Annotated in this window: 25 protein-coding genes, 1 pseudogene and 1 riboswitch; of the genes and pseudogenes, 9 read left to right on the forward strand and 17 right to left on the reverse strand. The window is 34.3% G+C overall.

Annotated features, from left to right (window positions below; translation table 11 throughout):
* Entirely contained in the window at positions 1–1,152 is a 1,152-nt protein-coding gene (locus tag ACEN2I_RS10425; RefSeq protein ID WP_441766046.1) for a sensor histidine kinase, read from the reverse strand.
* 160 nt (positions 1,153–1,312) lie between these two features.
* On the opposite strand from ACEN2I_RS10425, the gene ACEN2I_RS10430 reads away from it, so the two are divergent.
* From ACEN2I_RS10430 to ACEN2I_RS10445, 4 genes are all read left to right on the forward strand, one after another.
* Positions 1,313–2,188: a flavin reductase family protein gene (locus ACEN2I_RS10430; RefSeq protein ID WP_441766047.1), complete on the forward strand. Its 876-nt coding sequence runs from the start codon at positions 1,313–1,315 to the stop codon at positions 2,186–2,188.
* Positions 2,189–2,218: 30 nt separating this feature from the next.
* Positions 2,219–2,590 carry a DUF3127 domain-containing protein gene (locus ACEN2I_RS10435; protein ID WP_441766048.1) on the forward strand — a complete coding sequence of 124 codons (372 nt, stop codon included), beginning with the start codon at positions 2,219–2,221 and terminating at the stop codon, positions 2,588–2,590.
* Positions 2,591–2,753: 163 nt separating this feature from the next.
* A complete protein-coding gene (gene aat, locus ACEN2I_RS10440) occupies positions 2,754–3,392 on the forward strand; it encodes a leucyl/phenylalanyl-tRNA--protein transferase (protein WP_441766049.1) in 639 nt (212 codons plus the stop codon).
* A 1-nt stretch (position 3,393) separates the two neighbouring features.
* On the forward strand, positions 3,394–4,188 hold the full coding sequence (locus ACEN2I_RS10445) for an MOSC domain-containing protein (RefSeq protein WP_441766050.1): 795 nt from the start codon (positions 3,394–3,396) through the stop codon (positions 4,186–4,188).
* Here ACEN2I_RS10445 and ACEN2I_RS10450 read toward each other — a convergent pair.
* From ACEN2I_RS10450 to ACEN2I_RS10500, 11 genes and pseudogenes are all read right to left on the reverse strand, one after another.
* Positions 4,185–4,895 carry a HesA/MoeB/ThiF family protein gene (locus ACEN2I_RS10450; RefSeq protein WP_441766051.1) on the reverse strand — a complete coding sequence of 237 codons (711 nt, stop codon included), beginning with the start codon at positions 4,893–4,895 and terminating at the stop codon, positions 4,185–4,187. The two genes, ACEN2I_RS10445 and ACEN2I_RS10450, sit on opposite strands and share 4 nt — an antisense overlap.
* Before the next feature lie 113 nt (positions 4,896–5,008).
* Positions 5,009–6,130, reverse strand: coding sequence for a 2-iminoacetate synthase ThiH (gene thiH / locus ACEN2I_RS10455; RefSeq protein ID WP_441766052.1), 1,122 nt, complete (start codon positions 6,128–6,130; stop codon positions 5,009–5,011).
* A gap of 62 nt (positions 6,131–6,192) precedes the next feature.
* Positions 6,193–6,509, reverse strand: a pseudogene (locus ACEN2I_RS10460) (GxxExxY protein).
* A 158-nt stretch (positions 6,510–6,667) separates the two neighbouring features.
* The gene (locus ACEN2I_RS10465; protein WP_441766053.1) at positions 6,668–7,444 is read right to left on the reverse strand and encodes a thiazole synthase; all 777 of its coding nucleotides are present in this window, start codon (positions 7,442–7,444) and stop codon (positions 6,668–6,670) included.
* On the reverse strand, positions 7,425–8,063 hold the full coding sequence (locus ACEN2I_RS10470) for a thiamine phosphate synthase (RefSeq protein ID WP_441766054.1): 639 nt from the start codon (positions 8,061–8,063) through the stop codon (positions 7,425–7,427). The genes ACEN2I_RS10465 and ACEN2I_RS10470 overlap by 20 nt, the downstream gene beginning before the upstream one ends.
* Positions 8,056–8,808: a hydroxymethylpyrimidine/phosphomethylpyrimidine kinase gene (locus ACEN2I_RS10475; protein ID WP_441766055.1), complete on the reverse strand. Its 753-nt coding sequence runs from the start codon at positions 8,806–8,808 to the stop codon at positions 8,056–8,058. Before ACEN2I_RS10475 ends, ACEN2I_RS10470 begins: the two co-directional genes overlap by 8 nt.
* Positions 8,775–9,365 (reverse strand): thiamine phosphate synthase, encoded by a 591-nt coding sequence (locus ACEN2I_RS10480; protein ID WP_441766056.1) that lies wholly within the window; start codon positions 9,363–9,365, stop codon positions 8,775–8,777. Before ACEN2I_RS10480 ends, ACEN2I_RS10475 begins: the two co-directional genes overlap by 34 nt.
* 34 nt (positions 9,366–9,399) lie before the next feature.
* Positions 9,400–11,223: a phosphomethylpyrimidine synthase ThiC gene (gene thiC / locus ACEN2I_RS10485; protein ID WP_441766057.1), complete on the reverse strand. Its 1,824-nt coding sequence runs from the start codon at positions 11,221–11,223 to the stop codon at positions 9,400–9,402.
* 217 nt (positions 11,224–11,440) lie between these two features.
* Positions 11,441–11,647, reverse strand: coding sequence for a sulfur carrier protein ThiS (thiS, locus tag ACEN2I_RS10490; RefSeq protein ID WP_441766058.1), 207 nt, complete (start codon positions 11,645–11,647; stop codon positions 11,441–11,443).
* Positions 11,648–11,710: 63 nt separating this feature from the next.
* A riboswitch (TPP riboswitch) is annotated at positions 11,711–11,808 on the reverse strand.
* Positions 11,809–11,906: 98 nt separating this feature from the next.
* A complete protein-coding gene (locus ACEN2I_RS10495; protein ID WP_441766059.1) occupies positions 11,907–12,476 on the reverse strand; it encodes a DNA-3-methyladenine glycosylase I in 570 nt (189 codons plus the stop codon).
* Positions 12,477–12,494: 18 nt separating this feature from the next.
* Positions 12,495–13,151 carry a queuosine precursor transporter gene (locus ACEN2I_RS10500; RefSeq protein ID WP_441766060.1) on the reverse strand — a complete coding sequence of 219 codons (657 nt, stop codon included), beginning with the start codon at positions 13,149–13,151 and terminating at the stop codon, positions 12,495–12,497.
* Positions 13,152–13,326: 175 nt separating this feature from the next.
* On the opposite strand from ACEN2I_RS10500, the gene ACEN2I_RS10505 reads away from it, so the two are divergent.
* The gene (locus ACEN2I_RS10505; RefSeq protein ID WP_441766061.1) at positions 13,327–15,447 is read left to right on the forward strand and encodes a M3 family metallopeptidase; all 2,121 of its coding nucleotides are present in this window, start codon (positions 13,327–13,329) and stop codon (positions 15,445–15,447) included.
* 72 nt (positions 15,448–15,519) lie between these two features.
* Here the strand turns inward: ACEN2I_RS10505 and tsf are convergent, their stop codons facing one another.
* The 4 genes from tsf to rplM all read right to left on the reverse strand — a co-directional run bounded on the left by tsf (position 15,520) and on the right by rplM (position 18,426).
* Positions 15,520–16,482 (reverse strand): translation elongation factor Ts, encoded by a 963-nt coding sequence (gene tsf, locus ACEN2I_RS10510; RefSeq protein WP_029271946.1) that lies wholly within the window; start codon positions 16,480–16,482, stop codon positions 15,520–15,522.
* Positions 16,483–16,619: 137 nt separating this feature from the next.
* A complete protein-coding gene (rpsB, locus tag ACEN2I_RS10515; RefSeq protein ID WP_441766062.1) occupies positions 16,620–17,411 on the reverse strand; it encodes a 30S ribosomal protein S2 in 792 nt (263 codons plus the stop codon).
* A gap of 173 nt (positions 17,412–17,584) precedes the next feature.
* On the reverse strand, positions 17,585–17,971 hold the full coding sequence (gene rpsI, locus ACEN2I_RS10520) for a 30S ribosomal protein S9 (protein WP_441766063.1): 387 nt from the start codon (positions 17,969–17,971) through the stop codon (positions 17,585–17,587).
* Entirely contained in the window at positions 17,971–18,426 is a 456-nt protein-coding gene (gene rplM, locus ACEN2I_RS10525) for a 50S ribosomal protein L13 (protein WP_007808911.1), read from the reverse strand. Before rplM ends, rpsI begins: the two co-directional genes overlap by 1 nt.
* 664 nt (positions 18,427–19,090) lie before the next feature.
* On the opposite strand from rplM, the gene ACEN2I_RS10530 reads away from it, so the two are divergent.
* The 4 genes from ACEN2I_RS10530 to infB all read left to right on the forward strand — a co-directional run bounded on the left by ACEN2I_RS10530 (position 19,091) and on the right by infB (position 25,153).
* Positions 19,091–20,119 carry a LacI family DNA-binding transcriptional regulator gene (locus ACEN2I_RS10530; RefSeq protein ID WP_441766064.1) on the forward strand — a complete coding sequence of 343 codons (1,029 nt, stop codon included), beginning with the start codon at positions 19,091–19,093 and terminating at the stop codon, positions 20,117–20,119.
* 386 nt (positions 20,120–20,505) lie between these two features.
* Positions 20,506–20,970 carry a ribosome assembly cofactor RimP gene (rimP, locus tag ACEN2I_RS10535; RefSeq protein WP_441766065.1) on the forward strand — a complete coding sequence of 155 codons (465 nt, stop codon included), beginning with the start codon at positions 20,506–20,508 and terminating at the stop codon, positions 20,968–20,970.
* 13 nt (positions 20,971–20,983) lie between these two features.
* Positions 20,984–22,237, forward strand: coding sequence for a transcription termination factor NusA (gene nusA / locus ACEN2I_RS10540; RefSeq protein WP_056190461.1), 1,254 nt, complete (start codon positions 20,984–20,986; stop codon positions 22,235–22,237).
* A gap of 48 nt (positions 22,238–22,285) precedes the next feature.
* Complete coding sequence (infB, locus tag ACEN2I_RS10545) at positions 22,286–25,153, forward strand: translation initiation factor IF-2 (RefSeq protein ID WP_441766066.1); 2,868 nt, start codon at positions 22,286–22,288, stop codon at positions 25,151–25,153.
* 223 nt (positions 25,154–25,376) lie between these two features.
* On the opposite strand, the gene ACEN2I_RS10550 is transcribed toward infB, so the two are convergent.
* A complete protein-coding gene (locus ACEN2I_RS10550; RefSeq protein WP_441766067.1) occupies positions 25,377–25,766 on the reverse strand; it encodes an SPOR domain-containing protein in 390 nt (129 codons plus the stop codon).
* Positions 25,767–25,801: the final 35 nt, after the last annotated feature.

Raw genomic sequence — 25,801 nt, forward strand, 5'->3', positions numbered from 1 at the left:
TTACGGCTCTTTTTTATTTAGTGAAATTTGAAAGGTAGTTCCTTTGCCAATTTCAGAATGGAGAACCTTAATTTTACCGCTGTGATATTCTTCAACGATTCTTTTGGTTAAAGAAAGCCCTAATCCCCAGCCACGTTTTTTGGTTGTAAAGCCAGGTTCGAAAATGGTTTTGAATTGGTTTTTAGAAATTCCGGTTCCGGAATCTTTTATATTTATTTTTATGTGATGATGATCCTCCTCGATTTGAAGAGCTAAAATCCCTTTTCCTTTCATTGCATCAATGGCATTTTTTACCAAATTTTCAATAGTCCAGCTATGAAGTGTTGGATTTATCAACGCTAAAATAGGTTTGTCCGGAGTTTGATACGAAAAGGCAACCTGCTTTGAAAAACGCGATTGTAAATACTCAAAAGTGTTTAGAGTTTCTGCAACTACATCATGATTTTCCAGAACAGGCACAGAACCAATTTTAGAGAATCGATCAGTTATGGTTTGTAATCTCTCAATATCTTTTTCTATTTCAGATGTTATTGATTGGTCAATTTCTTCGGTTTTTAGAATTTCAATCCATCCAATTAAAGACGAAAGAGGGGTTCCAATTTGGTGCGCCGTTTCTTTTGCCATCCCTGCCCAAAGTTTATTTTGAGTAGCCATTTTAGTACTTTTGTAAAAATTGTAAATCAAAGCAGCAAACAAAAAAATAATCAATAATAGGGCAACAGGATAATATTTAAGTTTATTCAGTAATTCGGAGTTTCCGTAATACAACTGTTGATGTTTTCCGGGGGCGTATTCAAAAATTATAGGCTCATTTTCATTTTTCAGTTTTTTGAGCAATGCTTTAAATTTCTTTTTGTCATGAAGTATTTCGTCAGGTACATTTTTAGAATTGATGATTTTATCGTACATCACCAGCACTACGGGAACTGAATTGTTGCTGTTTGTGATTTCCAGAGGCAAATCAAGATCAGTATATTCATCGGCATTAATAATGGTTTTTTGTGCATTCGCTAAAATATTCATTTTCAATCGCTCTTCATTTTTGAATATTTGAAAAAAAGTATAGGTATTCCAAAGTATTAGCGAAATAATTGAAAAGGAAATAAAAATAATAATCCAACGTGTTGTATTTCTGCTTTCAGAAAAATGCATAGCGTAATTTTTGAGGTATAAATATAACGAAATAAACACATTTAATATTTTGCGAATGTTTAAAGATTTTTGTTTTTAAGCCTGAAACTATTTCTTTGGCTAAAACCATTTCTATACTTTTGTAGTTGCTGAAATGAGATTCAGTTAAAAAGAAAAAGATATGATTAGTATTAATCCAAAAGAAATAGCAACAGCAAAATTACAAGGCTATCTGCAAAGTGCCATTGGACCAAGACCTATTGCTTTTGCCAGTACAATTAGTGCAAAAGGAATTCCAAATCTTTCACCTTTTAGTTTCTTTAATGTGTTTAGTGCTAATCCGCCAATTTTGGTTTTTTCGCCTTCAAGACGTGTTCGTGATAATACGATTAAACACACTTTGATCAATGCCGAAGCAACTCGTGAAGTCGTAATTAATGTGGTAAATTATGATTTGGTACAGCAAACCTCATTAGCCAGTACCGAATATGGCGAAGGAGTAAACGAATTCATAAAGGCAGGATTGACACAAATTCCGTCAGATTTAGTAAAACCCTATCGCGTAAAGGAATCTCCTGTTCAGTTTGAGTGCAAAGTCACACAAATTATTCCGTTAGGAGAAGAAGGCGGTGCAGGAAATCTCATTCTTTGTGAGGTGGTAAAAATTCACATACATGAATCGATTTTAGACGAAAAAGGAGCCATTGATCAGCATAAAATTGATTTGGTTTCAAGACTGGGAAATAATTGGTATTCAAGATCTAATCAGGGACTTTTTGAGGTCCAAAAACCACTGACGACTTTAGGAGTTGGAGTAGATGTTATTCCGAATTTTGTCAGGGAGAGCAACGTTTTCAATGGAAATGATCTTGGAAAATTAGGAAACATTGAAGCCTTGCCCACAACAGAAGAAGTTAGTATATTTGTGAAAGAAAACTTTTCCGTTAAAGGCGTTTTAAGTTCAGACGATCAGGAAAAAATACATTTAGAAGCCAAAAACTACTTAGATAAAGATGATGTTACATCGGCTTGGAAAGTGCTTTTAGCAAAGAAATAAGAAACGAAATAATAATTAATATAGAAGAAGATGGAAGTTATAGGAAAAGTAAAAGTGATTAATCCGGAACAGCAAGTTAGTGCGTCATTCAAAAAAAGAGAATTAGTCGTTACTACTGATGAGCAGTATCCGCAACATATTTTGGTTGAATTTACACAAGATAAATGCGATTTATTAAGCAACTACAAACAAGGTGAAGCTGTAAAAGTTTCTATCAATTTAAGAGGAAGAGAATGGGTTAATCCGCAAGGAGAAACCAGATATTTCAATAGTATTCAAGGTTGGAGAATCGAAAGATTAGCTCCTGAAGGTTCTTCACAAACACCACCAATGCCAGCTGCAGAAGCTTTTGCTCCGGCAACAAATTTAAACGAAGACGAACCGGACGATTTACCTTTCTAAAAAGACTAAATTCCAAAAAACAAAATTCCAAATTCCAAATCATTAGTGTGTATTTGGGATTTGGAATTTTGTTTTTTGAAAGTAGTTTTTGTGATTTCTTCTCTGTTTAAATGAAACTTTGAAAGAATTGGAATTTGGAGTTAAATCTTATCGGAATTAAAAAATGTATTATATATCCAAAAAAATATTTTTCCCTCCAGTTTCAGAAGCAGATGAAGATGGTATTCTGGCCATTGGCGGTGATTTAAGTTCAGAAAGATTGCAGTTAGCTTATAAAAGCGGAATTTTTCCATGGTTCAATGAAGGAGAACCTATTCTGTGGTGGTCGCCAGATCCGAGGATGGTTTTATTTTTGGAGGAACTGATTGTCTCAAAAAGCATGCGGAATATTTTGAACCGAAACCAGTTTAAAGTTACCTTTAATCAGAGTTTTAAAGACGTAATTTCAAATTGCCAAAAAATAAAACGTGATGGTCAGGACGGAACCTGGATTTCAAACGAAATGATTGATGCCTATTACAAATTACATACAGAAGGAATTGCAAAATCGGTTGAAGTATGGCATGATGAGGTTTTGGTTGGTGGTTTATACGGAATTGATTTAGGTCATGTTTTTTGTGGAGAAAGTATGTTTTCGAAAGTTTCGAATGCTTCCAAAGTAGCTTTTATTGCTTTGGTAAATTATTTAAAAAAAGAGGATTATAAACTATTAGATTGTCAGGTTTATAATCCGCATTTAGAAAGTTTAGGCTGTCGCGAGATTGACCGTGATGCATTTATGTCTATTTTAAAAAGCAAGTAAAATGAGTGCTGTTTGTACTGTAAAAGAAATTTATATTTATCCAATAAAAAGTCTGGCGGGAATTAACTGTCAGAAGGCTTTTGCTGAAGAAATGGGTTTTGAAAATGATCGCAGATGGATGCTCCTTGACACAGATAATCAACTTATAACCCAAAGAGAATATCCTGTTTTGAGTCAGTTTTATACTCAAATCTCAAATGAAAAAATCATGATTACTTTTCAGGATGATATACATGAATTTTCAATAAGTGAACATTTAGGCGATAAGATTTATGCAAAAGTGTGGGATGATAAAAGTTTTGTTTTTGAAGTAAATAAAACCACTTCAAAATGGTTTAGTGATCGTTTAGGGTTTGAATGTAAATTGGTAAAAATTCTTGAGACTGGAGATCGAAAGCACGAAAGTTCCAGATTAAGAGAAACTTTCAATGTAAGTTTAGCTGATGGATATCCTTATTTACTGATTGGCAGTAAAAGCCTTGATAATCTGAATGAAAAATTAGAAGAAAAAATCTCAATCAAAAGATTTAGACCGAACATCGTTTTACATACTGAAGAAGCTCATGAAGAAGATGATTTTGATACTTTTAAAATTGGAGAAGTTCAGTTTAAAAATGTAAAACCCTGTGGAAGATGCATCATGATTAACAATGACCCTCAAAACGGGACTGTAAAAAAAGAACCTCTAAAAACCTTGAGCAAATATCGGGTAGTTAATAATTCAGTTTTATTTGGAATCAATATTGTGAGTCTCAATTCGGGTATTATTAAGGTTGAAGATAAAATAAGTTTTTAGAAATTCAATTTTGTAAAGTTCCAATCTAAAGTGCTAAAAAGGATTAGTTCATTTTTTAAAGTTGGTAGTTCTAAAATTAATTTTAATGTTTCATGTGCCATCATCGTACCGATAATTCCTGGTAAAGTTCCTAAAACTCCGTTGAGGCTACAATTAGGAACCTCTTTTGGATTTGGCATTTCAGGAAACAAATCACGCAGGTTCTTACTTCCATTATGATTAAAAACGGCAATTTGTCCTTCAAATTTTAAGATACTTCCATAAATTAAAGGTTTGTGAAGCTCAACACAAGTATCATTTACCAAATAACGAGTCGTAAAATTATCAGAACCGTCCACTACAATGTCATATTGCTGGATGATTTTAATTGCATTTTCAGCTGTTAACTTTTCTCGAATTGCTTCAACTTTTATTAAAGGATTAAGTTTCGAAAGAACATTTTTGGCTACAATTGCTTTTTCTTGGCCAATTTCATTTTCAGTATATAAAATCTGTCGATGTAAATTGTGAATTTCGATGGTATCAAAATCCATTATTCCAATAAAACCAACACCAGCTGTAGCAATATATTGTAAAATCGGGCATCCCAAGCCTCCAGCTCCAATTACCAAAACTTTTACTTTTTTAAGTTTTTCCTGGCCTTCATCGCCAATTTCCGGTAAAATGGTCTGTCTGTTATAACGTAAAAATTCTTTTATAATGCTCATTTAATTTAAGTGTTAAAGTTTGAAAGTTATGAAGTCATAAGTTGGAAAGTCAAAAGTCATAAAGTAAAAATTATAGAGAAAGTTAAGTCGCTTGTAAAGTTAAGTATTGGACTTTATGACTTTAGACTAAATGTTCTATCCCAATCCTTCCAAACAGGCTCATACCCTTTTTGGCTAATGATTTTTGCAATTTCTCCAGGTGACCGTTCGTCACTAATTTCAAATTGTTCCAGTGATTGCGGATCAACAACATAACCACCGGGATTAGTTTTAGAACCGGCACTCATACTCGTTATGCCAATCGGGATAATATTGTTTCTGAATTTTTCGTTTTCACGAGTCGAAATGGAGATTTCCAGATCTTCATTCCATAAACGATAAGCGCATATTAGCTGCGTCAGATCTTTATCATCCATAATAAAATTTGGCTCGATAATGCCTTCTGCAGGACGAAGTCTCGGAAAAGAAACAGAATATTTCGTCTGCCAGTATTTCCTTTGAAGATAATCAAGATGTAAAGCATTAAAAAAACTGTCGGTACGCCAGTCTTCTAAACCTAACAAAACACCCAAACCTATTTTATGAATTCCGGCGGTTCCAATTCGGTCAGGAGTTTCCAAACGATAATCAAAATTGGATTTTTTGCCTTTCGTATGATACTTTTTGTAGACTTCCTGATGATAGGTTTCCTGATAAACCAAAACAGAATAAACCCCTGCTTGATGCAAACGTTGATATTCCTCGGTAGAAAGTGGCTGAACTTCAACAGAAATAATAGAAAATTGTTCCCTGATTAAATTAATAGCATTCAGGAAATAATTAATGTTTACGGTATAATTGGCTTCGCCGGTAACCAATAAAACATGATCATACCCAAGTTTTTTCAAAGCCTCAACTTCGAGTTTTATCTCAGAATCTAAAAGTGTTTTTCTTTTGATTTTATTATCCAGACTAAAACCACAATAAGTGCAGATATTTTGGCATTCATTGCTTAAATAAAGCGGTGCATACATTTGAATGGTTTTGCCAAAACGGTTTTTAGTGATTTCATGGCAGTCCTGTGCCATTTGCTCTAAATAATTTTGAGCGGCAGGAGAAATCAAAACTAAAAAATCATCGAGATTTCGTTTGGTTTTAGCCAAAGAATATGCAACGTCTTTTGGTGTAGTTTGATATATTTTAGATTGAATAGTATCCCAATCATAGTTTTCAAAAACAGATTTGAATGTTTTCATTTGATTATATTTTATTGACGACTCTAGTAATATTGTCTAGGATATTTTTACAATTAAATTGACTAATAATCCAAGTTTTTATTAGTTAACTTTAAATAGGTTGTTAGTTTTTTATAATGAATTGCTCTTAATTCTTCAACTGATTTTAATTCTATGATTACTTTGTCTTCAACTAATAAGTCAAGTTTAAAAGCGATGTCAAGAAATGTATTATCATAACTAACTGGTATTTCGACTTGTTTATGAACTTTCAAGTTATCTTTTTCTAATTGATAATGTAATGCACTTCGTAAACAGATTCAAATAATCCCGGACCTAACGTGTTGTATACTTTAAAAATGGCACCTCTGATTTTATATGAAATTTCAATTTCTGACATAATATTAATTTGAGTTATTTAGTAATCAAATTCAAATGAAATTTCTTACTTTTTAAGAAAATATTTCTCACGCAGATTTAGCAGATTAAATATTTTCAGCCATAAATATTTTATTAAAATAAATTTGCTCAATCTCCAAAATCTGTGTGAGATTTAAATCATTCATATAAAAAAGATGTCAAAGGACTGGAAGCCACAGCATAATTTTGTTGATTAGCGATTTTAGCTTCAAAAGCTTTGCGACCAGCAATAACAGCTTCTTTAAAAGCTTCTGCCATTAATTTGGGATTTCCGGAAACAGCAATTGCAGTATTAACTAAAACAGCATCAGCACCCATTTCCATTGCTTTTGAAGCGTCTGATGGAGATCCAATTCCGGCGTCGACAATTACAGGAACATTGCTCTGTTCGATAATAATTTCTAAAAAATCAATAGTTTTTAAACCTTTATTACTGCCAATTGGCGAACCTAAAGGCATGACAGCTGCTGTTCCTGCATTTTCTAAATGTTTGCATAAAACAGGATCGGCATGAATATAAGGCAAAACAAAAAAACCGAGTTTTGCAAGCTCTTCGGTAGCTTTTAAGGTTTCTATCGGGTCGGGCATCAAATATTTTGGATCCGGATGAATTTCAAGTTTAACCCAATTGGTTTCAAGAGCTTCACGTGCTAATTGCGAAGCAAAAACAGCTTCTTTTGCATTTCTGGCGCCTGATGTATTGGGTAATAAATTAATATTTGGATGTTGTAAATGTGATAAAATGGCATCTGTATCGGTTTCGAGATCGATGCGTTTTAGTGCCACCGTTACCAATTCGCTTTCTGAAGCTAAAATGGCTTCTTCCATCTGCAGGTTAGAACCGAATTTTCCTGTTCCCAAAAATAAACGGGAAGTAAGGATTTTATCTCCAATTTTAAATAATGACGTTTGCATATAATTTTTCGTTTAGTTGTTGAATCAATTTTTGTTTTTCATTGCTTTTGGTAATCATTCCGGAAACAGCAATGCCATGAATTCCTGTTTTTACAAGACTTTCTATGTTTTCTAAAGTGATTCCACCAATAGCGAAAACAGGTGTAAAAATATTTTCGGTTCTCATTTTATTCAGAATAGAAAAATACCCTTCAGCACCTAAAATGGGGCTTAATTTTTCTTTGGTTTCAGTAAATTGAAAAGGTCCTAAACCAATATAATCACAGCCGAATTTGGACTGAAAAAGAACATCTTCAAAAGTATTTGCGGTTGCCCCAATAATTTTTCGGTCTCCCAAAATGACTCTTGCTTCTGTGATGCTCATATCGGTTAAACCTAAATGCACACCGTCTGCACCAATTTGCTGAGCGAGTAAAACATCATCATTCACAATGAAATTTGCCAAATATTCTTCGCATAAAATTTTAATAGCTTCAGCCAAAACAAATCTTTTTTCAGGAGTTTGATTTTTAAATCGCATTTGTATCCAATCACAACCAGCATCAACAGCCTGATGAATATTGTACAGTTGCTTTTCGACTGTTTCACCTTGTGAAATATATTGTAATTTGTTAAACATAATGATGACCAATTAATGATGATGTAGAACTTAAGTATTTTTCGATATATATTTTAGCTTCTAAACAGGCAGTTTTTAAATCATAACCTAATGCTAAATTTGCTGCGATTGCTGAGGACATTACACAACCGGATCCATGTTTGGGCCTAAAGTTGCTGCTTGATGGTAAGAATTCTGTAACCGTACCTTTCAGAAACAGATAATCTGTACCTAACGCTGATTCATTATGACCTCCTTTTAGTAAAATGGCAGTTTTAAGTTCCTCTTTTACCCAAGGCTTATCATATATGAAATCTGGAAAAAGCATCATTATTTCATCATAATTTGGCGTTATCAGATCAATCTTAGATAGGACTTCATTTAGAATCAAATCATTATTTATTTTAATGAATTCGAATTTCGTTGACGATTTTATAACCGGATCCCAAACGATTTTTGTTTTGGGGGATAATAATTTTACTGATGAAAGAATTCTATTTAAGTAATGCAAACTTGGTAAAATTCCAATTTTTACTGTGCTGATTTCATAACTTAGAAATAAGGTTTCAATCGAACGGATTACAAAATTCAGATCTGTCCATTGCATTTCATAAAACATATTCTCGGTTTGTATTGTATTGGCTGTTGTAATGGCAAAACCATTTACATGATGCTGTTCAAAAGTTTTTATGTCAGCTAAAACTCCGGCACCTCCTGAAGGATCTAAACCCGCTATGCTAAGAGCGAAAGGGCGATTTTTTGACATAGTTTAAAATTTTTAATTGGATTTGGACTATTCCAGATTGTACCTAAAAGAGCGACATCATTAAAACCATTTTGAAGTGATTTTTCAATATTGGCTGAATGAATTCCGCCTAATGCAACCACCTTGGTATTAAAATTTATTCTTTGCATTAAATCTTCAAAAAGATTGGTTTTTGGACTATAATTTTCTTTCGAAATACTGGTAAAAACGGGGCTTAAAAAAGCATATTCAAAGCAATTTTCCAAAGCGTTAAAGTCTTCAATTGAATGGGTCGAAGTTGATAAAATACTATTTTCAGAAATAGTAAAATCATTTTTTTCCCTTTCTGTTTCTGAAAAATGAATTCTGTTAACACCAAAATCAGCTGCAATTTCATGGTGGTTATGCAGAACTAAATTCGCCCTATGTTCCTGTTTTATCTCATGAATAAATTTTGCTATTTCTACTTCTGAGAAACCCGGTTTCCGAATGTGAAGCAAAGACAATCCTTCCTCAAATAAGGAATCAATTACGCTGATTTCATTTGCAATAGCAGAAGGATTTGTAATTACAATCATCTCTTTTTTCTTTGCTCTTTCTTCTATTCACTTTCTAAATATAAATCTCTTTCCCTTGCTCAATAAACTCTTCTGATTTTTTCTGCATGCCTTTTTCGGCAGCAGCCACATCACGAATTTCCTGAGATATTTTCATAGAGCAGAATTTCGGACCACACATCGAACAGAAGTGAGCGACTTTTGCACCATCGGCAGGAAGTGTTTCATCGTGGAATTCTCTTGCCGTATCTGGATCAAGTGATAAATTAAACTGATCTTCCCAGCGGAATTCAAAACGCGCTTTACTTAACGCATTATCGCGATATTGTGCCCCTGGATGCCCTTTTGCCAAATCAGCGGCATGTGCAGAAATTTTATAAGTGATAACACCATCTTTAACGTCTTTTTTGTTGGGCAAGCCAAGATGCTCTTTAGGTGTAACATAACATAACATCGCACAACCGTACCAGCCAATCATGGCAGCACCAATTGCTGAGGTGATGTGGTCGTAACCTGGTGCAATATCAGTTGTCAATGGTCCAAGAGTGTAAAACGGTGCTTCATGGCAATGTTCCAATTGCTTGTCCATATTCTCCTTGATCATATGCATTGGCACGTGACCTGGGCCTTCAATAAAAACCTGAACATCATGTTTCCAGGCAATTTTTGTCAGTTCGCCTAAAGTTTCCAATTCGGCGAATTGAGCCGCATCGTTTGCATCTGCAATCGAGCCTGGACGTAAACCATCTCCAAGAGAAAAAGCAACATCATATTGTTTTAGGATTTCGCAAATCTCCTCAAAATGGGTGTACAAGAAGTTTTCTTTATGATGAAACAGACACCATTTCGCCATAATTGATCCTCCACGGGAAACAATTCCGGTAACACGATCGGCGGTTAAATGAATGTAACGAAGTAACACTCCTGCGTGAATCGTAAAATACGAAACACCCTGTTCGGCTTGTTCAATTAAGGTATCGCGGAATACCTCCCAGGTTAAATCCTCGGCAACACCTTTTACTTTTTCCAAAGCCTGATAAATTGGTACAGTTCCGATTGGTACAGGAGAATTACGGATGATCCATTCTCTGGTTTCGTGGATGTTTTTTCCGGTGGATAAATCCATAATTGTGTCGGCGCCCCAACGGCAAGCCCAAACGGCTTTTTCGACCTCTTCTTCGATGCTTGAAGTCACGGCGCTGTTCCCTATATTGGCATTTATTTTTACCAAAAAGTTTCGACCCACGATCATAGGTTCGCTTTCTGGATGATTGATATTGTTGGGTATTATGGCTCTTCCGCATGCAACTTCGCTTCGTACAAACTCAGGAGTGATTTTGCTTTTTGGAGTATTGGCTCCAAAACTTTGTCCACCGTGCTGGCATTGCATGGCTTTGGTTTGTTCGTTTAAGAGTTCGATTCTTTGATTTTCACGAATGGCAATATATTCCATTTCGGGTGTGATGATGCCTTGTTTGGCGTAATACAACTGCGTTACATTTGCGCCTTTTTTAGCACGTTTTGGCTGATGTAAATATTCAAAACGAAGATGGTTCAGGCTTTCATCTTTAAGACGCGTTTGTCCGTAATCTGAACTTATTTCAGATAAAATCTCGACATCGTTTCGTTCTAAAATCCAATTTTCACGAAGGCGGGGAAGGCCTTTTCTAATGTCGATCTCGATATTGGGATCTGTGTAAGGTCCCGAAGTATCGTAAACGGTTACGGGTGGATTTTTTTCTATTCCTCCGTTTGATAATTTGGTATCGCTAAGGATTACTTTGCGCATGGCTACTTTTATCGGGTGAATTTCTCCGTTGACGTATATTTTTTTGGAATTCGGAAAAGGAGTTCTTGAGATTTGTTCTTCGTTGTTCATAACAGATATATTTTGAAGTTTGTTATTGTTGTTTTATTGAAATTTTAAATTTCTCGTTAACTGGTTTCTGCCAGGGATAACAGTGTAAAGCCCGTAAAGAAGGAAACTGTAGAAAAAACAAGGAATAAAAAAGCGACCAGCGGAAGCTTTGTTATGACTATGTTTTTGTGGTTGACGACTGCGGACTTGTAACGGATAGCCCGTTCGTGCAGCCGGATTACCCTCCTTGTGTGGCAGAAATAATTAGAATTTCGTCGGTTTCGGATAAGTAGTGTTGGCTCCAGTTGGATTTTGGAACAACGGTATTGTTAATGGCAACGGCGATTCCGTTTTGTTTGTTGGGAATTTCGAGATCAAGCAATGACTGAACGCTCAGCGATTCGGCATTGAATTGTTTGATTTGCTGGTTGATTTTTAGTTCCATTCCTTTGAAATTTACTATAGAGTTATACTTTAGGAATGGCTACAAAAACGCATAAATGCGCGCAGAAGTCATCTTACTTTTCCCTACGCTAGTATGAACTAGATCAGGTTCAGAGGGTAAAATCTCAGCCTGCTTATTAGCAGACACCCCTAAAGTGTGAAGCAAATATAGATAATTTTGCTTAAAAGTTTCAGGTTTCAGGTTTCAAGTTGTGAAAAAAACTGAAAATGATGTTAAATCTAAGACTAAAAAACTGATTTTATTTTGTTTTTATCCAGCAATTTTCGGCGTGATCATTGACCATTCCGGTGGCTTGCATGTGTGCGTAAATTACAGTTGAACCCACAAATTTAAAGCCTCTTTTTTTTAAATCTTTACTGATTTCGTCGGAAAGCGGAGTGGTGGCCGGAACATCTTTTGAGGTTTTGGGATGGTTTATGATCGGTTTTCCGTTGGTGAATTTCCAGATGTAATCGGAGAAACTTCCAAACTCTTCCTGAATTTTCATAAATGCCTGTGCGTTTGAAACGGCTGCTTTTATCTTCAGTTGATTTCGGATGATTCCGGTATTTTGCATCAATTCTTCGATTTTTTCTTCAGAATATCCAGCAATTTTTTTATAGTCAAAATGGTCAAAAGCGATTCTGAAATTTTCTCTTTTGTTTAAAATGGTGATCCAGCTTAATCCCGCCTGAAAAGTTTCGAGAATCAAAAATTCGAATAGAGTGGGGTCATCATAAACGGGGACACCCCATTCTTCGTCATGGTATTTTTTGTATAAATCGCTGGAAGTACACCAGTTGCAACGAATGGGTTCCTGTGTTGTCATTGTTTTGTGTCCTTATTTTCAATTTTTAGATTCATTTTCCAGATATTTTTTAATCAAATGATGTCCGGCATAAATTAATGGTGTCAATAAAATAGCGATTAATAATTTAAATGTATAGCCAATTAACGCTGAAGAAAGGAAGGTATCGAAATCTATTTTTCCGGGAAGCCAGAATGCAATTCCCAGTACGATAAACGAATCAAATAATTGTGAAATTACTGTTGATCCGGTAGTTCTAAGCCATATTTTTTTGTCTCCTGTCCGGTTTTTAAAGAACCAAAATATGCTGACATCAATAAGCTGTGAAACCATAAAAGCTATAATGCTTCCAACAATAATCCACATACTTTGTCCAAAAACTGCCTGAAACTGTTCATCATTAACCGGACTAATTCCTTTTGCTGCCGGAATTGCTATTGCCATAAACAATATTAGAAAAGCATACGCAATTAAACAAGCTGTAATAAATGATAATTTTTTTACGCCTTTTTCGCCAAAATATTCATTGATTAAATCTGTAGTAAGAAAGACAATGGGCCAGGGCAAAATACCGATACTCATCACAAATGGGCCAACCTGAATCAGTTTTCCACCAATCAATTCGGCTACAACAGCATTGGTTATAAAAATTCCGGCTAGAATTACAAAAACAATTTCCTTTCTGGTCTTAAACATTGTGGTCTGCTAATTGATAATTCAAATTTAAGCTATTTATGTATAATTTAATAATGGATTATCCTTTTAAAATTTACGATTTCTAATAAAGAATCTCAACGTTAAAGTTCATTTTGGTTAATGATTTTTGGTTACTTTTGGATGTAACCATTTTTATTATCTAAATCCAATGAGAATGAAAAAATTAATGTCAATTTTTATCATGAGTACAACAATTTTTACGGCCAACGCACAAACTAATTCTGAAAATCAATTACTAAAAAAATGGACAGGTCCTTACGGAGGAGTTCCTGCTTTTAATGAGTATAAAGTTTCTGACTTTAAACCTGCGATAGAATTTGCGATTCAGGAAAAACTTAATGAAATTGATGCCATTGCAAACAATCCAAAAGCGCCAACTTTTGATAATACAATTGCTGCTCTGGAGCTTTCCGGCAAGACAATTTCACGTGTTAATACCGTTTACGGAATTTACAGATCTAATTTGAGTACTCCGGAATTTAATGTTGTTGACAGAGAAATGTCTCCAAAGTTTTCTGAATTTAAAGATAAAATCAATCAGAATAAAAAACTGTTTACAAGAATTGAAACATTATATAATTCAAAAGAAAGTAAAAAACTAACTGATGAGCAACAACGATTAATATGGTTGTATTATACGAATTTTGTTCGTGAAGGAGCTAAACTAAATGAAAAAGATAAAGAAAGCGTAACTAAAATAAATCAGGAATTAGCATCACTTTTTACACGTTTTAGTCAAAACTTATTGGCAGAGGAGCACAATCAATATATAGAATTAAAAACAGAAAGTGATTTTGATGGATTACCTCTTGAATTTAAGAATGCTGCAATTGCAGAAGCAAAAGAGAGAAAAATTGATGCTTTAGGTTGTGTCGCCAATACGCGTTCGTCGATAGAGCCTTTTTTGACATTCTCAAATCGCAGGGATTTAAGAGAAAAAGCTTTTGATGTTTTTGTTAAGCGAGGTGATAACGGTAATGCAAATGACAATAATTCGACATTAATTTCTATACTGCAATTGCGTACACAAAAAGCAAAATTATTAGGATTTCCTACTTTTGCAGACTGGAGTTTGTCTAATAAAATGGCAAAAAAGCCTCAAAAAACATTAGATTTAATGATGTCAGTTTGGGAGCCAGCTATAGGAAAAGTACATCAGGATGTTGCTGAAATGCAAAAAATAGCAGATGCTGAAGGAGGTAATTTTAAAATTCAGCCGTGGGATTATCGCTATTATGCTGAAAAAGTTAGAAAAGCAAAATATGACTTAGATCAAAATGAAATAAAGCCTTATTTGCAATTAGAAAATTTGCGTGAAGGAATGTTTTGGGTTGCCGGTGAGTTGTTTAATTTAAGTTTTAAACAAATTACGAATGTTCCCTTATATCATCCGGATGTTCGGGTTTGGGAAGTAAGTAACAAGATTACCGGAAAAGCCGTCGGTCTTTGGTATTTTGATCCTTACGCACGCACAGGCAAACGTTCCGGTGCATGGATGAATTCTCATCGTGACCAACAAAAACTTGACGGAGATGTACTTACAATTGTTTCTAATAATTGTAATTTTATAAAAGCAGCAGAAAATGAGCCTGTTTTAATTTCCTGGGATGATGCTACGACTTTGTTTCATGAATTTGGTCATGCATTGCACGGTTTATGCTCTAATGTAACTTATCCGAGTTTGGCAGGAACTGCGGTTGCCAGGGATTATGTTGAATTTCCGTCGCAATTATTAGAACATTGGCTGGCAACTCCGGAAGTGTTGAATAAGTTTGCTTTGCATTATAAAACAAATCAGCCACTACCAAAAACATTAGTAGATAGAATTGAAAAAGCAGCCAATTTTGGTGAAGGCTTTGCGACTGTAGAAACTATTTCAAGTTCATTAGTTGATATGAAACTTCATCTGGCTACAGAAACTATTGATCCGCATAAATTTGAGAAAGAAACTTTAGATGCGCTCCATATGCCATCAGAAATTGTAATGCGCCACAGAATTCCGCAGTTTGCGCATATTTTTTCAAGTGACGGTTACGCTGCCGGTTATTATAGTTATTTATGGGCAGATGTAATAAATGCAGATGCCTGGGAAGCTTTTACAGAAGGGAAAGGGCCTTATGATAAAGAAGTAGCAAAACGTCTTTACGATAATGTGTTTACTGTAGGTAATACTATTGATCAGGAGAAAGCGTATGAAAATTTCAGAGGTAGAGCACCTAAATCTGAAGCTTTAATGCGTGCGAGAAATTTTCCGATTATAGAAAAAAAGAAATAATAAAATACAAAATGCTTCAATAAAAAAAAGCCCGAATAAATTAATATTCGGGCTTTTTTTTATTGAAATATATTAACCTAAAGTAACTCTTTTGAATCCTGTAATTTCAACGTTGAATCCTTTAACATAATCCCCCACTTTTTTACTGTCATCTTTGATAAAGTTTTGATCTAGTAAAGCTTTTTCTTGGTCTAAAGTAGTATTGTCAGAAATGAAACGTTGTACTTTTCCAGGAATAATTTTATCCCAAATTTGTTCTGGTTTACCTTCCGCTTTTAATTCAGCTTTAGCATCTTCTTCAGCTTGTTTTAAAACTTCTTCAGTTAATTGAGAGTATGAAATATATTTAGGAACATTTTTTAAAGTTTTTCCTAAACGTTTTGCTTCTTCATTATCTTTTTCGATTACAGCAATACGGGCAGCAAGTTCAGATTCAACGAAAGCAGGATCAAAATCTTTGTAAGATAATGTATCAGCCCCCATAGAAGCAACTTGCATAGAAACATCTTTAGTTAAAACGTCAGCGTTAGGAATTGCAGCAGAAATTGCAGTTAATGCAGCAATTTTGTTAACGTGAACATAAGATCCAACAAAAGCGCCTTCTAAAATTTCAAAACCACCGATTTCAATTTTTTCACCGATAACACCAGTTTGCTCGATTAGTTTTTCGGCAACAGTAATTCCGTTGAAATCTGAAGCTAAAAATTCTTCTTTAGAAGAGAAGTTAATAGCTCTTTCTACTAATTCTTTAGCTAAAGTTACGAATGCTTCATTTTTACCTACGAAATCTGTTTCGCAGTTTAAAGTGATGATAGCTCCTTTAGTTTTGTCAGCATTAACAAAAGAAACAGCAGCTCCTTCAGAAGACTCACGATCAGAACGGTTAGCAGCAACTTTTTGTCCTTTTTCTCTAAGATTTTGTATAGCTTTATCGAAATCTCCATCAGCTTCAACTAAAGCTTTTTTACAGTCCATCATTCCGGCACCTGTAGTTTGTCTTAATTTATTTACGTCTGCAGCAGTAATTGTTGCCATAATATTTTGAATTTTAATGTTAAAAGTAAAAATTCCATCTTTTAAATTCTAAGCTCCAATTTTATTAAATTATCAACATAACGTTTTTAATTTGTGTATGGATTTTAGAATTTAAAATTTGGAATTTAAAATTTGATTTATTCTTCAGTTGCTGGAGCAGCAGCTTCAACAGCCGGTGCAGCTTCAACAGCAGGAGCAGCTGGAGTTTCTTCTGTAGAAGCTTCAGTTTCTTTTTCAGAGCCTCTGTCAGAAAGACCGTCTATTACAGCAGCAGTAACTAAAGATAAAATTTTGTCAATTGATTTAGAAGCATCATCATTTGCAGGAATAACGTAATCAACCTCTCTTGGGTCAGAATTCGTATCAACCATTGCGAAAACTGGAATGTTTAATTTTTGTGCTTCTTTTATTGCGATATGTTCAGCTTTAATATCTACTACGAACAATGCAGCTGGTAGTCTAGACATGTCAGCGATTGAACCTAAGTTTTTTTCTAATTTAGCACGAAGACGATCTACTTGTAAACGCTCTTTTTTAGATAACGTCATGAAAGTACCATCTTTCTTCATTTTGTCAATAGAAGACATTTTTTTAACTGCTTTACGGATAGTAACAAAGTTTGTTAACATTCCACCAGGCCATCTTTCAGTGATGTACGGCATGTTTGCAGCTTTTGCTTTTTCAGCAACGATGTCTTTTGCTTGTTTTTTGGTAGCAACGAATAATATTTTTCTACCTGATGCAGCGATTTTTTTCAAAGCTTCGTTAGCTTCTTCAATTTTTGCTGCAGTTTTATATAGATTGATAATGTGTATACCATTACGTTCCATATAGATGTAAGGAGCCATGTTTGGATCCCATTTTCTAGTCATGTGTCCAAAGTGAACACCTGCTTCTAGTAAGTCTTTAACTTCTATTTTGTTTGCCATTTTTGTACTAGTTTACGTTCTGTTGATTAGCAATGTATAAATGGCGGTTTCCCAGGCTTTATACATTTAGATGCTAAACTATTTCCTGCCTCGACAGGAGAGCAACAACAACTGTGTTTTTTAATTTCAATAAATTGATGATGTCTTGTACCATATATACAAGACAGGTAATATTAACGTTTAGAGAATTGGAATCTCTTACGAGCTTTCTTCTGACCGAATTTCTTACGTTCAACCATTCTTGGATCTCTTGTTAATAAACCTTCTGGTTTAAGTATAGCTCTGTTTTCAGCATTTACTTCACACATTACGCGTGCTAATGCCATTCTTACAGCTTCTGCCTGACCAGTTGAACCACCTCCGTAAACATTTACTTTTACATCAAAGTTACTAGCATTTTCTGTCATAGATAATGGTTGTAATACTTTATATTGTAAAGTTGCAGTTGGAAAGTAAGTTGCGAATTCTTTTTTGTTTACAGTGATAACTCCTGTTCCTTCAGAAACATATACACGTGCAACAGCGGTTTTTCTTCTACCGATTTTGTGAATAACTCCCATTACTTAAGATCGTTTAGGTTAACAGTTCTAGGTTTTTGAGCGCCTTGTTTGTGCTCAGATCCTACAACAACATTTAGATTTCTAAAAAGTTCAGCGCCTAATTTATTTTTAGGTAACATTCCTTTTACAGCTTTTTCTACTAATAATGCAGGGTTTTTAGATTGCAATACTTTAGCAGTTAAAGTTCTTTGTCCTCCTGGGTAACCTGTATGACGCATGTAAATTTTGTCATTCATTTTTGTACCTGTAAGGTTAATTTTTTCTGAGTTGATAACAATTACGTTATCTCCACAGTCAACGTGCGGTGTGTAACTTGGTTTGTACTTACCTCTTAAGATCATTGCAACCTTTGAAGCAAGACGACCTAAGTTATGACCTTCAGCGTCTACAACAATCCACTCTTTTGTTACAGTGGCTTTGCTAGCTGAAATTGTCTTGTAGCTTAATGCGTCCATAATATTATTTTAATTAAACATTCCATCCCCAATAAAGGGGATGCAAAAGTACAATTAATTATTTTAAAACCAAATACCTGAAAAGATTATTTTATATGCTGAAAATCAGGGCTTCAGTTTTTTATTTAAAACAATAAAAAAACCACCTTCACAAATTATGTGAAGGTGGTTCAAATATTTAGAATTGTTTTGTTATAATAAACGAATTGGCAATATATACGTACTTGCTGTTTCAGGTGGTTCGTCATAATCTTCTAATTATGAGGCAGCTCCAAATAAAGAGGTAGTGATATAGTCTTTCTTTATAGTAACTCCTTTGCCTGGGCAAACTGGTTGAGTAGTTTGGGGTTCCGGGACCTCTTACATTATCAGAAATCTATCTTTTTATCTGCGTAATCGTTGTACTTCTAATGTGTGATGTGATTCTGCAGACTGAATTGGTAATGTTGCTGTTAATAAATCTGACTTGGTTATTATATTTATTGTATAACCTAATATATTAAGGTAAATATAAAAAAGCAGTTGTAAAATTTGGTATTTATTTTTTTATAATCCTTCTGGCAGGCAGGAGGACATGATAAAATTTTAATGTAGTGTTGGGTAATTTTTGTTTTAATTTCAGTAATTCTACTATATTTGTATTAATTCAATAAATAATGATAGAATGAAAGCTAAAGCAACTTTAAAACAAATCGCGAAAGAACTAAATGTTTCTGTATCAACAGTTTCTAAAGCGCTTAATGATAGTCCGGAAATTAGTGAGCAAACTAAGGTGAAAATTAAGGAGTATGCTAAACTCAAAAATTACAAGCCAAATGTTATTGGTCTAAATTTAAAGAATCGTAAAACCAAAACAATTGGTGTAATTATACCTAATATTTTGAACTCCTTTTTTGCTAAGGTTTTTAGCGGTATAGAAAAAGTGGCCGATAAAAAAGGATATAATGTAATTACGTGTATTTCAAATGAATCATTAGAGAAGGAAATTCACACCCTTGAAATGCTGAGCAACGGAACAATTGATGGTTTTATTCTTTCGGTTTCACAAGAAGCTCAGAAATTGCAGGAATACAGTCATTTTTCTGAGATTATCAATGACGGGACTCCAATTGTAATGTTTGACCGAATTGCTGATGGAGTTGAATGTGATAAAGTTGTGGTTGATGATTTCGATTCAGCTTTGAATTCAACACAGCATTTAATTAATTTAGGATGCAAAAATATTGCCTTGATTTCTTCAGTAGATAACTTAAGTGTTGGAAAATTGAGAGCTGATGGTTATTTGAAAGCTTTAAAGGATAATAATATTTCGGTAAACGAAAAAATCATCCTTCGTACTGATTCAGAAGATGATATGAAAAGTAAAATTGAAGCAATTTTTGATCATAAAATCGACGGAATCTTTGCATTGGATGAAAATGATTCAGTCGCAGCATTAAGGGTTAGTTTAAAGAAAGGTTTTAAAGTTCCGGAAGATATTTCAATTATAGGTTTTGCTGATGGTATTTTAGCATCAAGACGTTTGTCTCCAAGTTTGACAACTGTAAGTCAGCATGGAATTGAAATTGGAGAAGTTGCGGCTAAGCGATTAATTTCAAGATTGGAGGAAGGTGAAGACGAGACTTCTGATTATGAGACAATCGTTATTAAAACAAAATTAAAAGAACGAGAGTCAACCAGAAAATCAATGTAAAAAAGGAAATCCATTTTTAATCTTAAAATGGATTTCTTTTTTAAGTCATATCTTGCTTAAGTGATGCCTGGTCCGGCAATAATTCTGTGATTTTGTATTCACAAATGTAAAGCGAAGCGATTTCTATATTAACATTTTTGAGATATTAAGCATTGACTTTCAATGTGTCTTTATGGGTATTAGATGAAGTAGGTGGGGTGAATTTGTTCAATTGTTTTTGAGGTTAAAATTTGAATCATCCTGTATTTTGATGCGCTCATAAAGATAAGAAATGTTATTAGGGCAATCTAATTATTTTGATTTATAAAAAAAACACTATATTTGCACCGTTATTTATTAAAATCTAAATAATGAGGGGACTAAGTGTCCCCTCTTTTTATAAAATTATGACATTTAAAGAAAAAGTAAACGAACTAATCACAGAGGCACTTCTGGAAAAGCCATCAATCTTTTTGATTGATTTGAGTATTTCTGATTCTTTTAAAATTAGTGTAGGTTTAGATGGGGATAATGGAGTAGCGCTTCAGGATTGTATTGATATCAGTCGTGCAATCGAGAACAATTTGGATCGTGAAGAACAGGATTTTTCGCTTGAAGTGGCATCTGTAGGAGTAGGTTCACCATTGAAATTTACAAGGCAATATATAAAAAATATAGGTAGAACATTGATTGTTACTACAAATAATGAAAAAATTGAGGCAGAATTAGTAGAAGCTAACGATGTTTTTATAATTTTGTCTTGGGAAGCAAGAGAACCGAAAAAAGTAGGAAAAGGAAAAGAAACAGTTCAAAAAGAGCAACAAATACCTTATACAGAAATTAAAGAGGCAATTGTTACAGTAACATTTTAATTAAAGAATTCGCATGGAAAATTTAGCATTAATCGATTCATTCTCAGAGTTTAAAGATAATAAACTTATTGATCGTGTAACGCTTATGGCAATTTTAGAGGACGTGTTTAGAAATGCATTAAAGAAAAAATACGGTTCTGATGACAACTTCGACATTATTATAAATCCTGATAAAGGAGATATGGAAATATGGAGAAGAAGAGTAATCGTTGCTGACGAAGATCTTGATTTTGAGAACGAAGAGATTACCTTGACTGAAGCAAGAATGATTGAAGCAGATTTTGAAATTGGAGAAGAAGTTTCTGAAGAAGTTAAATTGATCGACTTAGGAAGAAGGGCTATTTTGGCATTGCGTCAAAACTTAATTTCTAAAATTCACGAACATGATAATACAAATCTTTACAAACAATTTAAAGATATTATTGGTGATATTTATACGGCAGAGGTACATCACGTTCGTCCTAGAGTAGTTATCTTAGTGGATGATGAAGGAAACGAAATTGTACTTCCGAAAGAAAAACAAATTCCATCTGATTTTTTCCGTAAAGGAGACAATGTTCGCGGAATTATTGAAAGCGTTGAATTAAAAGGAAACAAACCGCAAATTATTATGTCTAGAACTTCTGAGAAGTTTTTAGAGAAATTGTTTGAACAAGAAATTCCTGAAGTATTTGACGGTTTAATTACAGTTAAAAATGTAGTTCGTATTCCGGGTGAAAAAGCAAAAGTAGCGGTAGATTCTTATGATGATAGAATTGATCCTGTTGGAGCTTGTGTTGGTATGAAAGGATCTCGTATTCACGGAATTGTTCGTGAGTTAGGAAATGAAAATATCGACGTAATCAACTATACAAGCAATATTCAATTGTTTATTACAAGAGCTTTAAGCCCGGCAAAAGTTTCTTCAATCAAAATTGATGAAGAGAATAAAAGAGCTGAAGTTTTTTTGAAATTAGAAGAAGTTTCTAAAGCAATTGGTAGAGGAGGCCACAATATTAAATTAGCGGGACAGTTAACAGGTTACGAATTAGATGTTATCCGTGAAGGCGATGTTGCAGGTGCAACGGCTGATGAAGACGATGTTGAATTAACAGAATTTTCTGATGAAATCGAAGACTGGGTAATTGAAGAGTTTGCTAAAATAGGTTTGGATACTGCAAAAAGTATTTTAAAGCAAGAAGTAGAAGATTTAGTAAGAAGAACGGACTTAGAAGAGGAAACTATTCTTGACGTTATGAAAATACTAAAAGAAGAGTTTGATAACTAATTATCTACTCTAACAACACAACGAAAAAGGTAATAATAAAAAGGTTATATGTCTGAAGAGAGAGTAATAAGAATAAACAAGGTTTTAAGGGAATTAAACATTTCGTTAGAAAGAGCTGTTGATTATCTAAAAGATAAGGGAATTGCTATTGATGCAAATCCGAATGCAAAAATTTCTGATAGCGAATTTAATATCCTACAAAGCCAATTTGCGGGCGATAAGGGGAATAAGGAAGCTTCTAAAGAGGTAGGAGAAGAGAAAAGAAAAGAAAAGGAAGCTTTACGTGTTGAGCGTGAGAAAGAAATTGAGGACAAACGCAGGCAAGACGAAGAGCGCCAAAAACAACAGGAAATTATAAAAGCGAAAGCTGTTGTGACCGGACCTGTTCAGGTAGGTAAGATAGATTTAAATCCGAAAAAACCTGTTGCTGTTCCTACTCCTTCAGAGGAGCCGGTTAAAGCCAAAACTGAAGAACCAAAAGTTGTCAGTCAAGCGGAAGTTGAAAAACCAATCCAAAAAGTTGAGGTTAAATCTGAAGCGCCGGTAACTCAAGACAAAGTAGAAAAACCTATTATTACTGAGAAAAAAGAAGTTAAAGCTGAAAGTCCAAAAACTGCACAAGAACCAGTTGTTGCAACTGATCCTGAAACTGCTGAAGAGACTATCACTACACAGTATCAAAAATTATCTGGAACGACTCTTACAGGACAAACAATTGATTTGTCTCAATTTAATAAGCCTAAGAAAAAGAAAGAAGATCCAAAGATAACTCCTAATAAACCGGGTGCTCCGGGTGCAAACAATAACGCTAACAAAAATAAGCGTAAGAGAATTGCTCCTAAGCCAGGCACTCCTGGCGCACCAAGAACTGCTACAGGAAATGCTCCGGGAACTCCAAATCCTAATAAAATTACGCCAAATACTGGTGGTGGAGGTTTTAATGCTAACAGAAGTGCAAGACCTGGTTTTGTCAAAGGAAATCGCCCTGCAATTGTAGCTAAAGTTGAGCCAACTGAAGAAGAAGTAAAAAACCAAATTAGAGAGACTCTTGAAAAACTTCAGGGTAAAGGAGGGAAATCTAAAGCTGCTAAATACAGAAGAGATAAAAGAGATACGCACCGTCAAAAATCTGATGAAGAGCAAAGAGCACTTGACGAAGGAAGTAAAACGATTAAAGTTACTGAATTTGTTACTGTAGGTGAAATTGCCATCATGATGGATGTGCCGATTACTAAAGTAATTGGAACGTGTATGTCGCTTGGTATCATGGTAACAATGAATCAGCGTTTAGATGCTGAAACATTAACTATCGTAGCAGATGAATTTGGTTACGAAGTGGAGTTTATCACTGTTGATATCGAAGAAGCTATTGAGGTAGTAGAAGATAAAGAAGAGGACTTAGTAGTTAGAGCGCCAATTGTTACTGTAATGGGACACGTAGATCATGGTAAAACATCTTTACTGGATTATATTCGTAAAGAAAATGTTATTGCTGGTGAGTCTGGAGGTATTACGCAGCACATTGGAGCTTACGGAGTAACATTAGATAACGGTCAAAAAATCGCATTCTTAGATACGCCGGGTCACGAGGCGTTTACCGCGATGCGTGCACGTGGAGCTCAGGTTACCGATATCGCTATTATTGTTGTAGCCGCGGATGATGATATCATGCCACAAACAAAAGAAGCAATTTCTCACGCACAAGCTGCGGGAGTGCCAATCATATTTGCAATCAATAAAATTGATAAGCCAAATGCTAATGTTGAGAAAATCAAAGAGCGTTTAGCAAGCATGAATTTACTTGTTGAAGACTGGGGTGGAAAAATTCAATCACATGATATTTCTGCAAAAGTTGGAACAGGTGTAAAAGAATTATTGGAGAAAGTATTATTAGAGGCTGAGATTTTAGATTTGAAATCAAATCCAAACAAAGCTGCACAGGGAACTGTAGTTGAGGCTTTCTTAGATAAAGGAAAAGGATACGTTTCTACAATTTTAGTTCAACACGGAACTTTAAGAGTTGGAGATTATATGCTGGCTGGAAAGCATCATGGTAAAATTAAAGCTATGCATGACGAACGTGGACATATAGTTAAAGAGGCAGGTCCTTCGACTCCGGTATCGGTGTTAGGTTTAGATGGTGCAGCAACTGCAGGTGATAAATTTAATGTTTTTGAAGACGAAAAAGAAGCAAAACAAATTGCCTCTAAACGTTCTCAATTAATGCGTGAACAATCTGTACGTACACAACGTCATATTACGCTTGACGAAATCGGTCGTCGTATTGCACTTGGTCAGTTTAAAGAATTAAACGTAATCCTTAAAGGAGACGTAGATGGGTCTGTTGAGGCATTATCAGATTCGTTCTCTAAACTTTCTACTGAAGAAATTCAAATTAATATTATTCATAAAGGTGTTGGGGCAATTACTGAAACTGACGTTATGTTGGCTTCTGCTTCTGATGCGATCATTATCGGATTTAATGTTCGTCCGGCCGGAAATGCGAGACAACTTGCAGATAAAGAAGAAATCGATATTCGTTATTATTCTATTATTTACGCTGCTATTGATGACTTGAAAGATGCGATGGAAGGAATGTTAGCTCCTGAAATGAAAGAAGAAATTTTAGGAACTGCAGAAATTCGTGAGATTTTCAAAATTTCTAAAGTAGGCTCAATCGCTGGTTGTATGGTAATGGATGGTAAAATCATGAGAACTTCTAAAATTAGAGTTATTAGAGATGGAGTAGTAGTGCATACAGGTGAACTTGTTGCCTTAAAACGTTTTAAAGATGACGTTAAAGAAGTTTCTAAAGGTTATGATTGCGGTATCCAAATTAAGGGGTATAATGACATCGAAGAAAGAGATGTTATTGAAGCATATCATGAAGTAGCAATCAAGAAGAAGTTGAAATAATTCTTTTATGATAAAATTAAAAGTCTCAATGAAAATTGGGACTTTTTTCGTTTCTAAGATATCTAAACGTTATATAGGAGTAAATATTTGCTTTTAGTATTTTAACATCTGAAATTGATTTAAATTGGCAGATAACGGGTGATGTTTGTGATTTTGATTTTTCTTAATCCTGGGTATAAAAAAGACCACTCTTAAGTGGTCTTTGGAATTTGTTATCCTGAATTTATTTGCTTGGTTTAACAAGGAAAACGCTTTTGTACTTTTTTTTAATTTCGTCTAAATTTCGTTCGGCTTCAATTCGGCTTTTAAAATTTCCAACTAAAACTTTGTAATTTGGAGTATTGAAAATTATAGTTCCATCTATGGGATTAAACTCTCTTTTAAAATTAGATAATGTTTTTTTTGCCTCCTCACTTTTACCGCTAAAAATTTGAATTTTGTAAGTGTCGTTGGTACTAATTGACGTGTTAATTTTACGTTTGTCATTCAGTAATTGCTCAAATTTCGGATCTTGGTTCAAAGTAATATTCTGATCTTGTGCATTAATGTTATATGCTAAACCAAACATGGATAATGATATTAAAAACTTTTTTGACGGGGTTAAAATTCTCATAATGTGATTGTTTTTATACAAAAGTAGTATTTAAA

This window comes from Flavobacterium sp. W22_SRS_FK3, from assembly GCF_052113665.1.
Lineage (GTDB): Bacteria > Bacteroidota > Bacteroidia > Flavobacteriales > Flavobacteriaceae > Flavobacterium.

Bases quoted from the DNA above. Each gene is read 5' to 3' on its own strand.
- ACEN2I_RS10465 (WP_441766053.1), bottom strand. From the start codon at position 7,444: ATGCAAACGTCATTATTTAAAATTGGAGATAAAATCCTTACTTCCCGT.
- infB (WP_441766066.1), top strand. From the start codon at position 22,286: ATGTCTGAAGAGAGAGTAATAAGAATAAACAAGGTTTTAAGGGAATTA.
- ACEN2I_RS10480 (WP_441766056.1), bottom strand. From the start codon at position 9,365: ATGATTGTAATTACAAATCCTTCTGCTATTGCAAATGAAATCAGCGTA.
- thiC (WP_441766057.1), bottom strand. From the start codon at position 11,223: ATGAACAACGAAGAACAAATCTCAAGAACTCCTTTTCCGAATTCCAAA.
- rpsB (WP_441766062.1), bottom strand. From the start codon at position 17,411: ATGGCAAACAAAATAGAAGTTAAAGACTTACTAGAAGCAGGTGTTCAC.
- aat (WP_441766049.1), top strand. From the start codon at position 2,754: ATGTATTATATATCCAAAAAAATATTTTTCCCTCCAGTTTCAGAAGCA.
- tsf (WP_029271946.1), bottom strand. From the start codon at position 16,482: ATGGCAACAATTACTGCTGCAGACGTAAATAAATTAAGACAAACTACA.
- rimP (WP_441766065.1), top strand. From the start codon at position 20,506: ATGACATTTAAAGAAAAAGTAAACGAACTAATCACAGAGGCACTTCTG.
- ACEN2I_RS10430 (WP_441766047.1), top strand. From the start codon at position 1,313: ATGATTAGTATTAATCCAAAAGAAATAGCAACAGCAAAATTACAAGGC.
- ACEN2I_RS10500 (WP_441766060.1), bottom strand. From the start codon at position 13,151: ATGTTTAAGACCAGAAAGGAAATTGTTTTTGTAATTCTAGCCGGAATT.
- thiH (WP_441766052.1), bottom strand. From the start codon at position 6,130: ATGAAAACATTCAAATCTGTTTTTGAAAACTATGATTGGGATACTATT.
- ACEN2I_RS10470 (WP_441766054.1), bottom strand. From the start codon at position 8,063: ATGTTTAACAAATTACAATATATTTCACAAGGTGAAACAGTCGAAAAG.
- ACEN2I_RS10435 (WP_441766048.1), top strand. From the start codon at position 2,219: ATGGAAGTTATAGGAAAAGTAAAAGTGATTAATCCGGAACAGCAAGTT.
- thiS (WP_441766058.1), bottom strand. From the start codon at position 11,647: ATGGAACTAAAAATCAACCAGCAAATCAAACAATTCAATGCCGAATCG.
- nusA (WP_056190461.1), top strand. From the start codon at position 20,984: ATGGAAAATTTAGCATTAATCGATTCATTCTCAGAGTTTAAAGATAAT.
- ACEN2I_RS10530 (WP_441766064.1), top strand. From the start codon at position 19,091: ATGAAAGCTAAAGCAACTTTAAAACAAATCGCGAAAGAACTAAATGTT.
- ACEN2I_RS10445 (WP_441766050.1), top strand. From the start codon at position 3,394: ATGAGTGCTGTTTGTACTGTAAAAGAAATTTATATTTATCCAATAAAA.
- rpsI (WP_441766063.1), bottom strand. From the start codon at position 17,971: ATGGGAGTTATTCACAAAATCGGTAGAAGAAAAACCGCTGTTGCACGT.
- ACEN2I_RS10475 (WP_441766055.1), bottom strand. From the start codon at position 8,808: ATGTCAAAAAATCGCCCTTTCGCTCTTAGCATAGCGGGTTTAGATCCT.
- ACEN2I_RS10495 (WP_441766059.1), bottom strand. From the start codon at position 12,476: ATGACAACACAGGAACCCATTCGTTGCAACTGGTGTACTTCCAGCGAT.
- ACEN2I_RS10550 (WP_441766067.1), bottom strand. From the start codon at position 25,766: ATGAGAATTTTAACCCCGTCAAAAAAGTTTTTAATATCATTATCCATG.
- ACEN2I_RS10505 (WP_441766061.1), top strand. From the start codon at position 13,327: ATGAAAAAATTAATGTCAATTTTTATCATGAGTACAACAATTTTTACG.
- ACEN2I_RS10450 (WP_441766051.1), bottom strand. From the start codon at position 4,895: ATGAGCATTATAAAAGAATTTTTACGTTATAACAGACAGACCATTTTA.
- rplM (WP_007808911.1), bottom strand. From the start codon at position 18,426: ATGGACGCATTAAGCTACAAGACAATTTCAGCTAGCAAAGCCACTGTA.
- ACEN2I_RS10425 (WP_441766046.1), bottom strand. From the start codon at position 1,152: ATGCATTTTTCTGAAAGCAGAAATACAACACGTTGGATTATTATTTTT.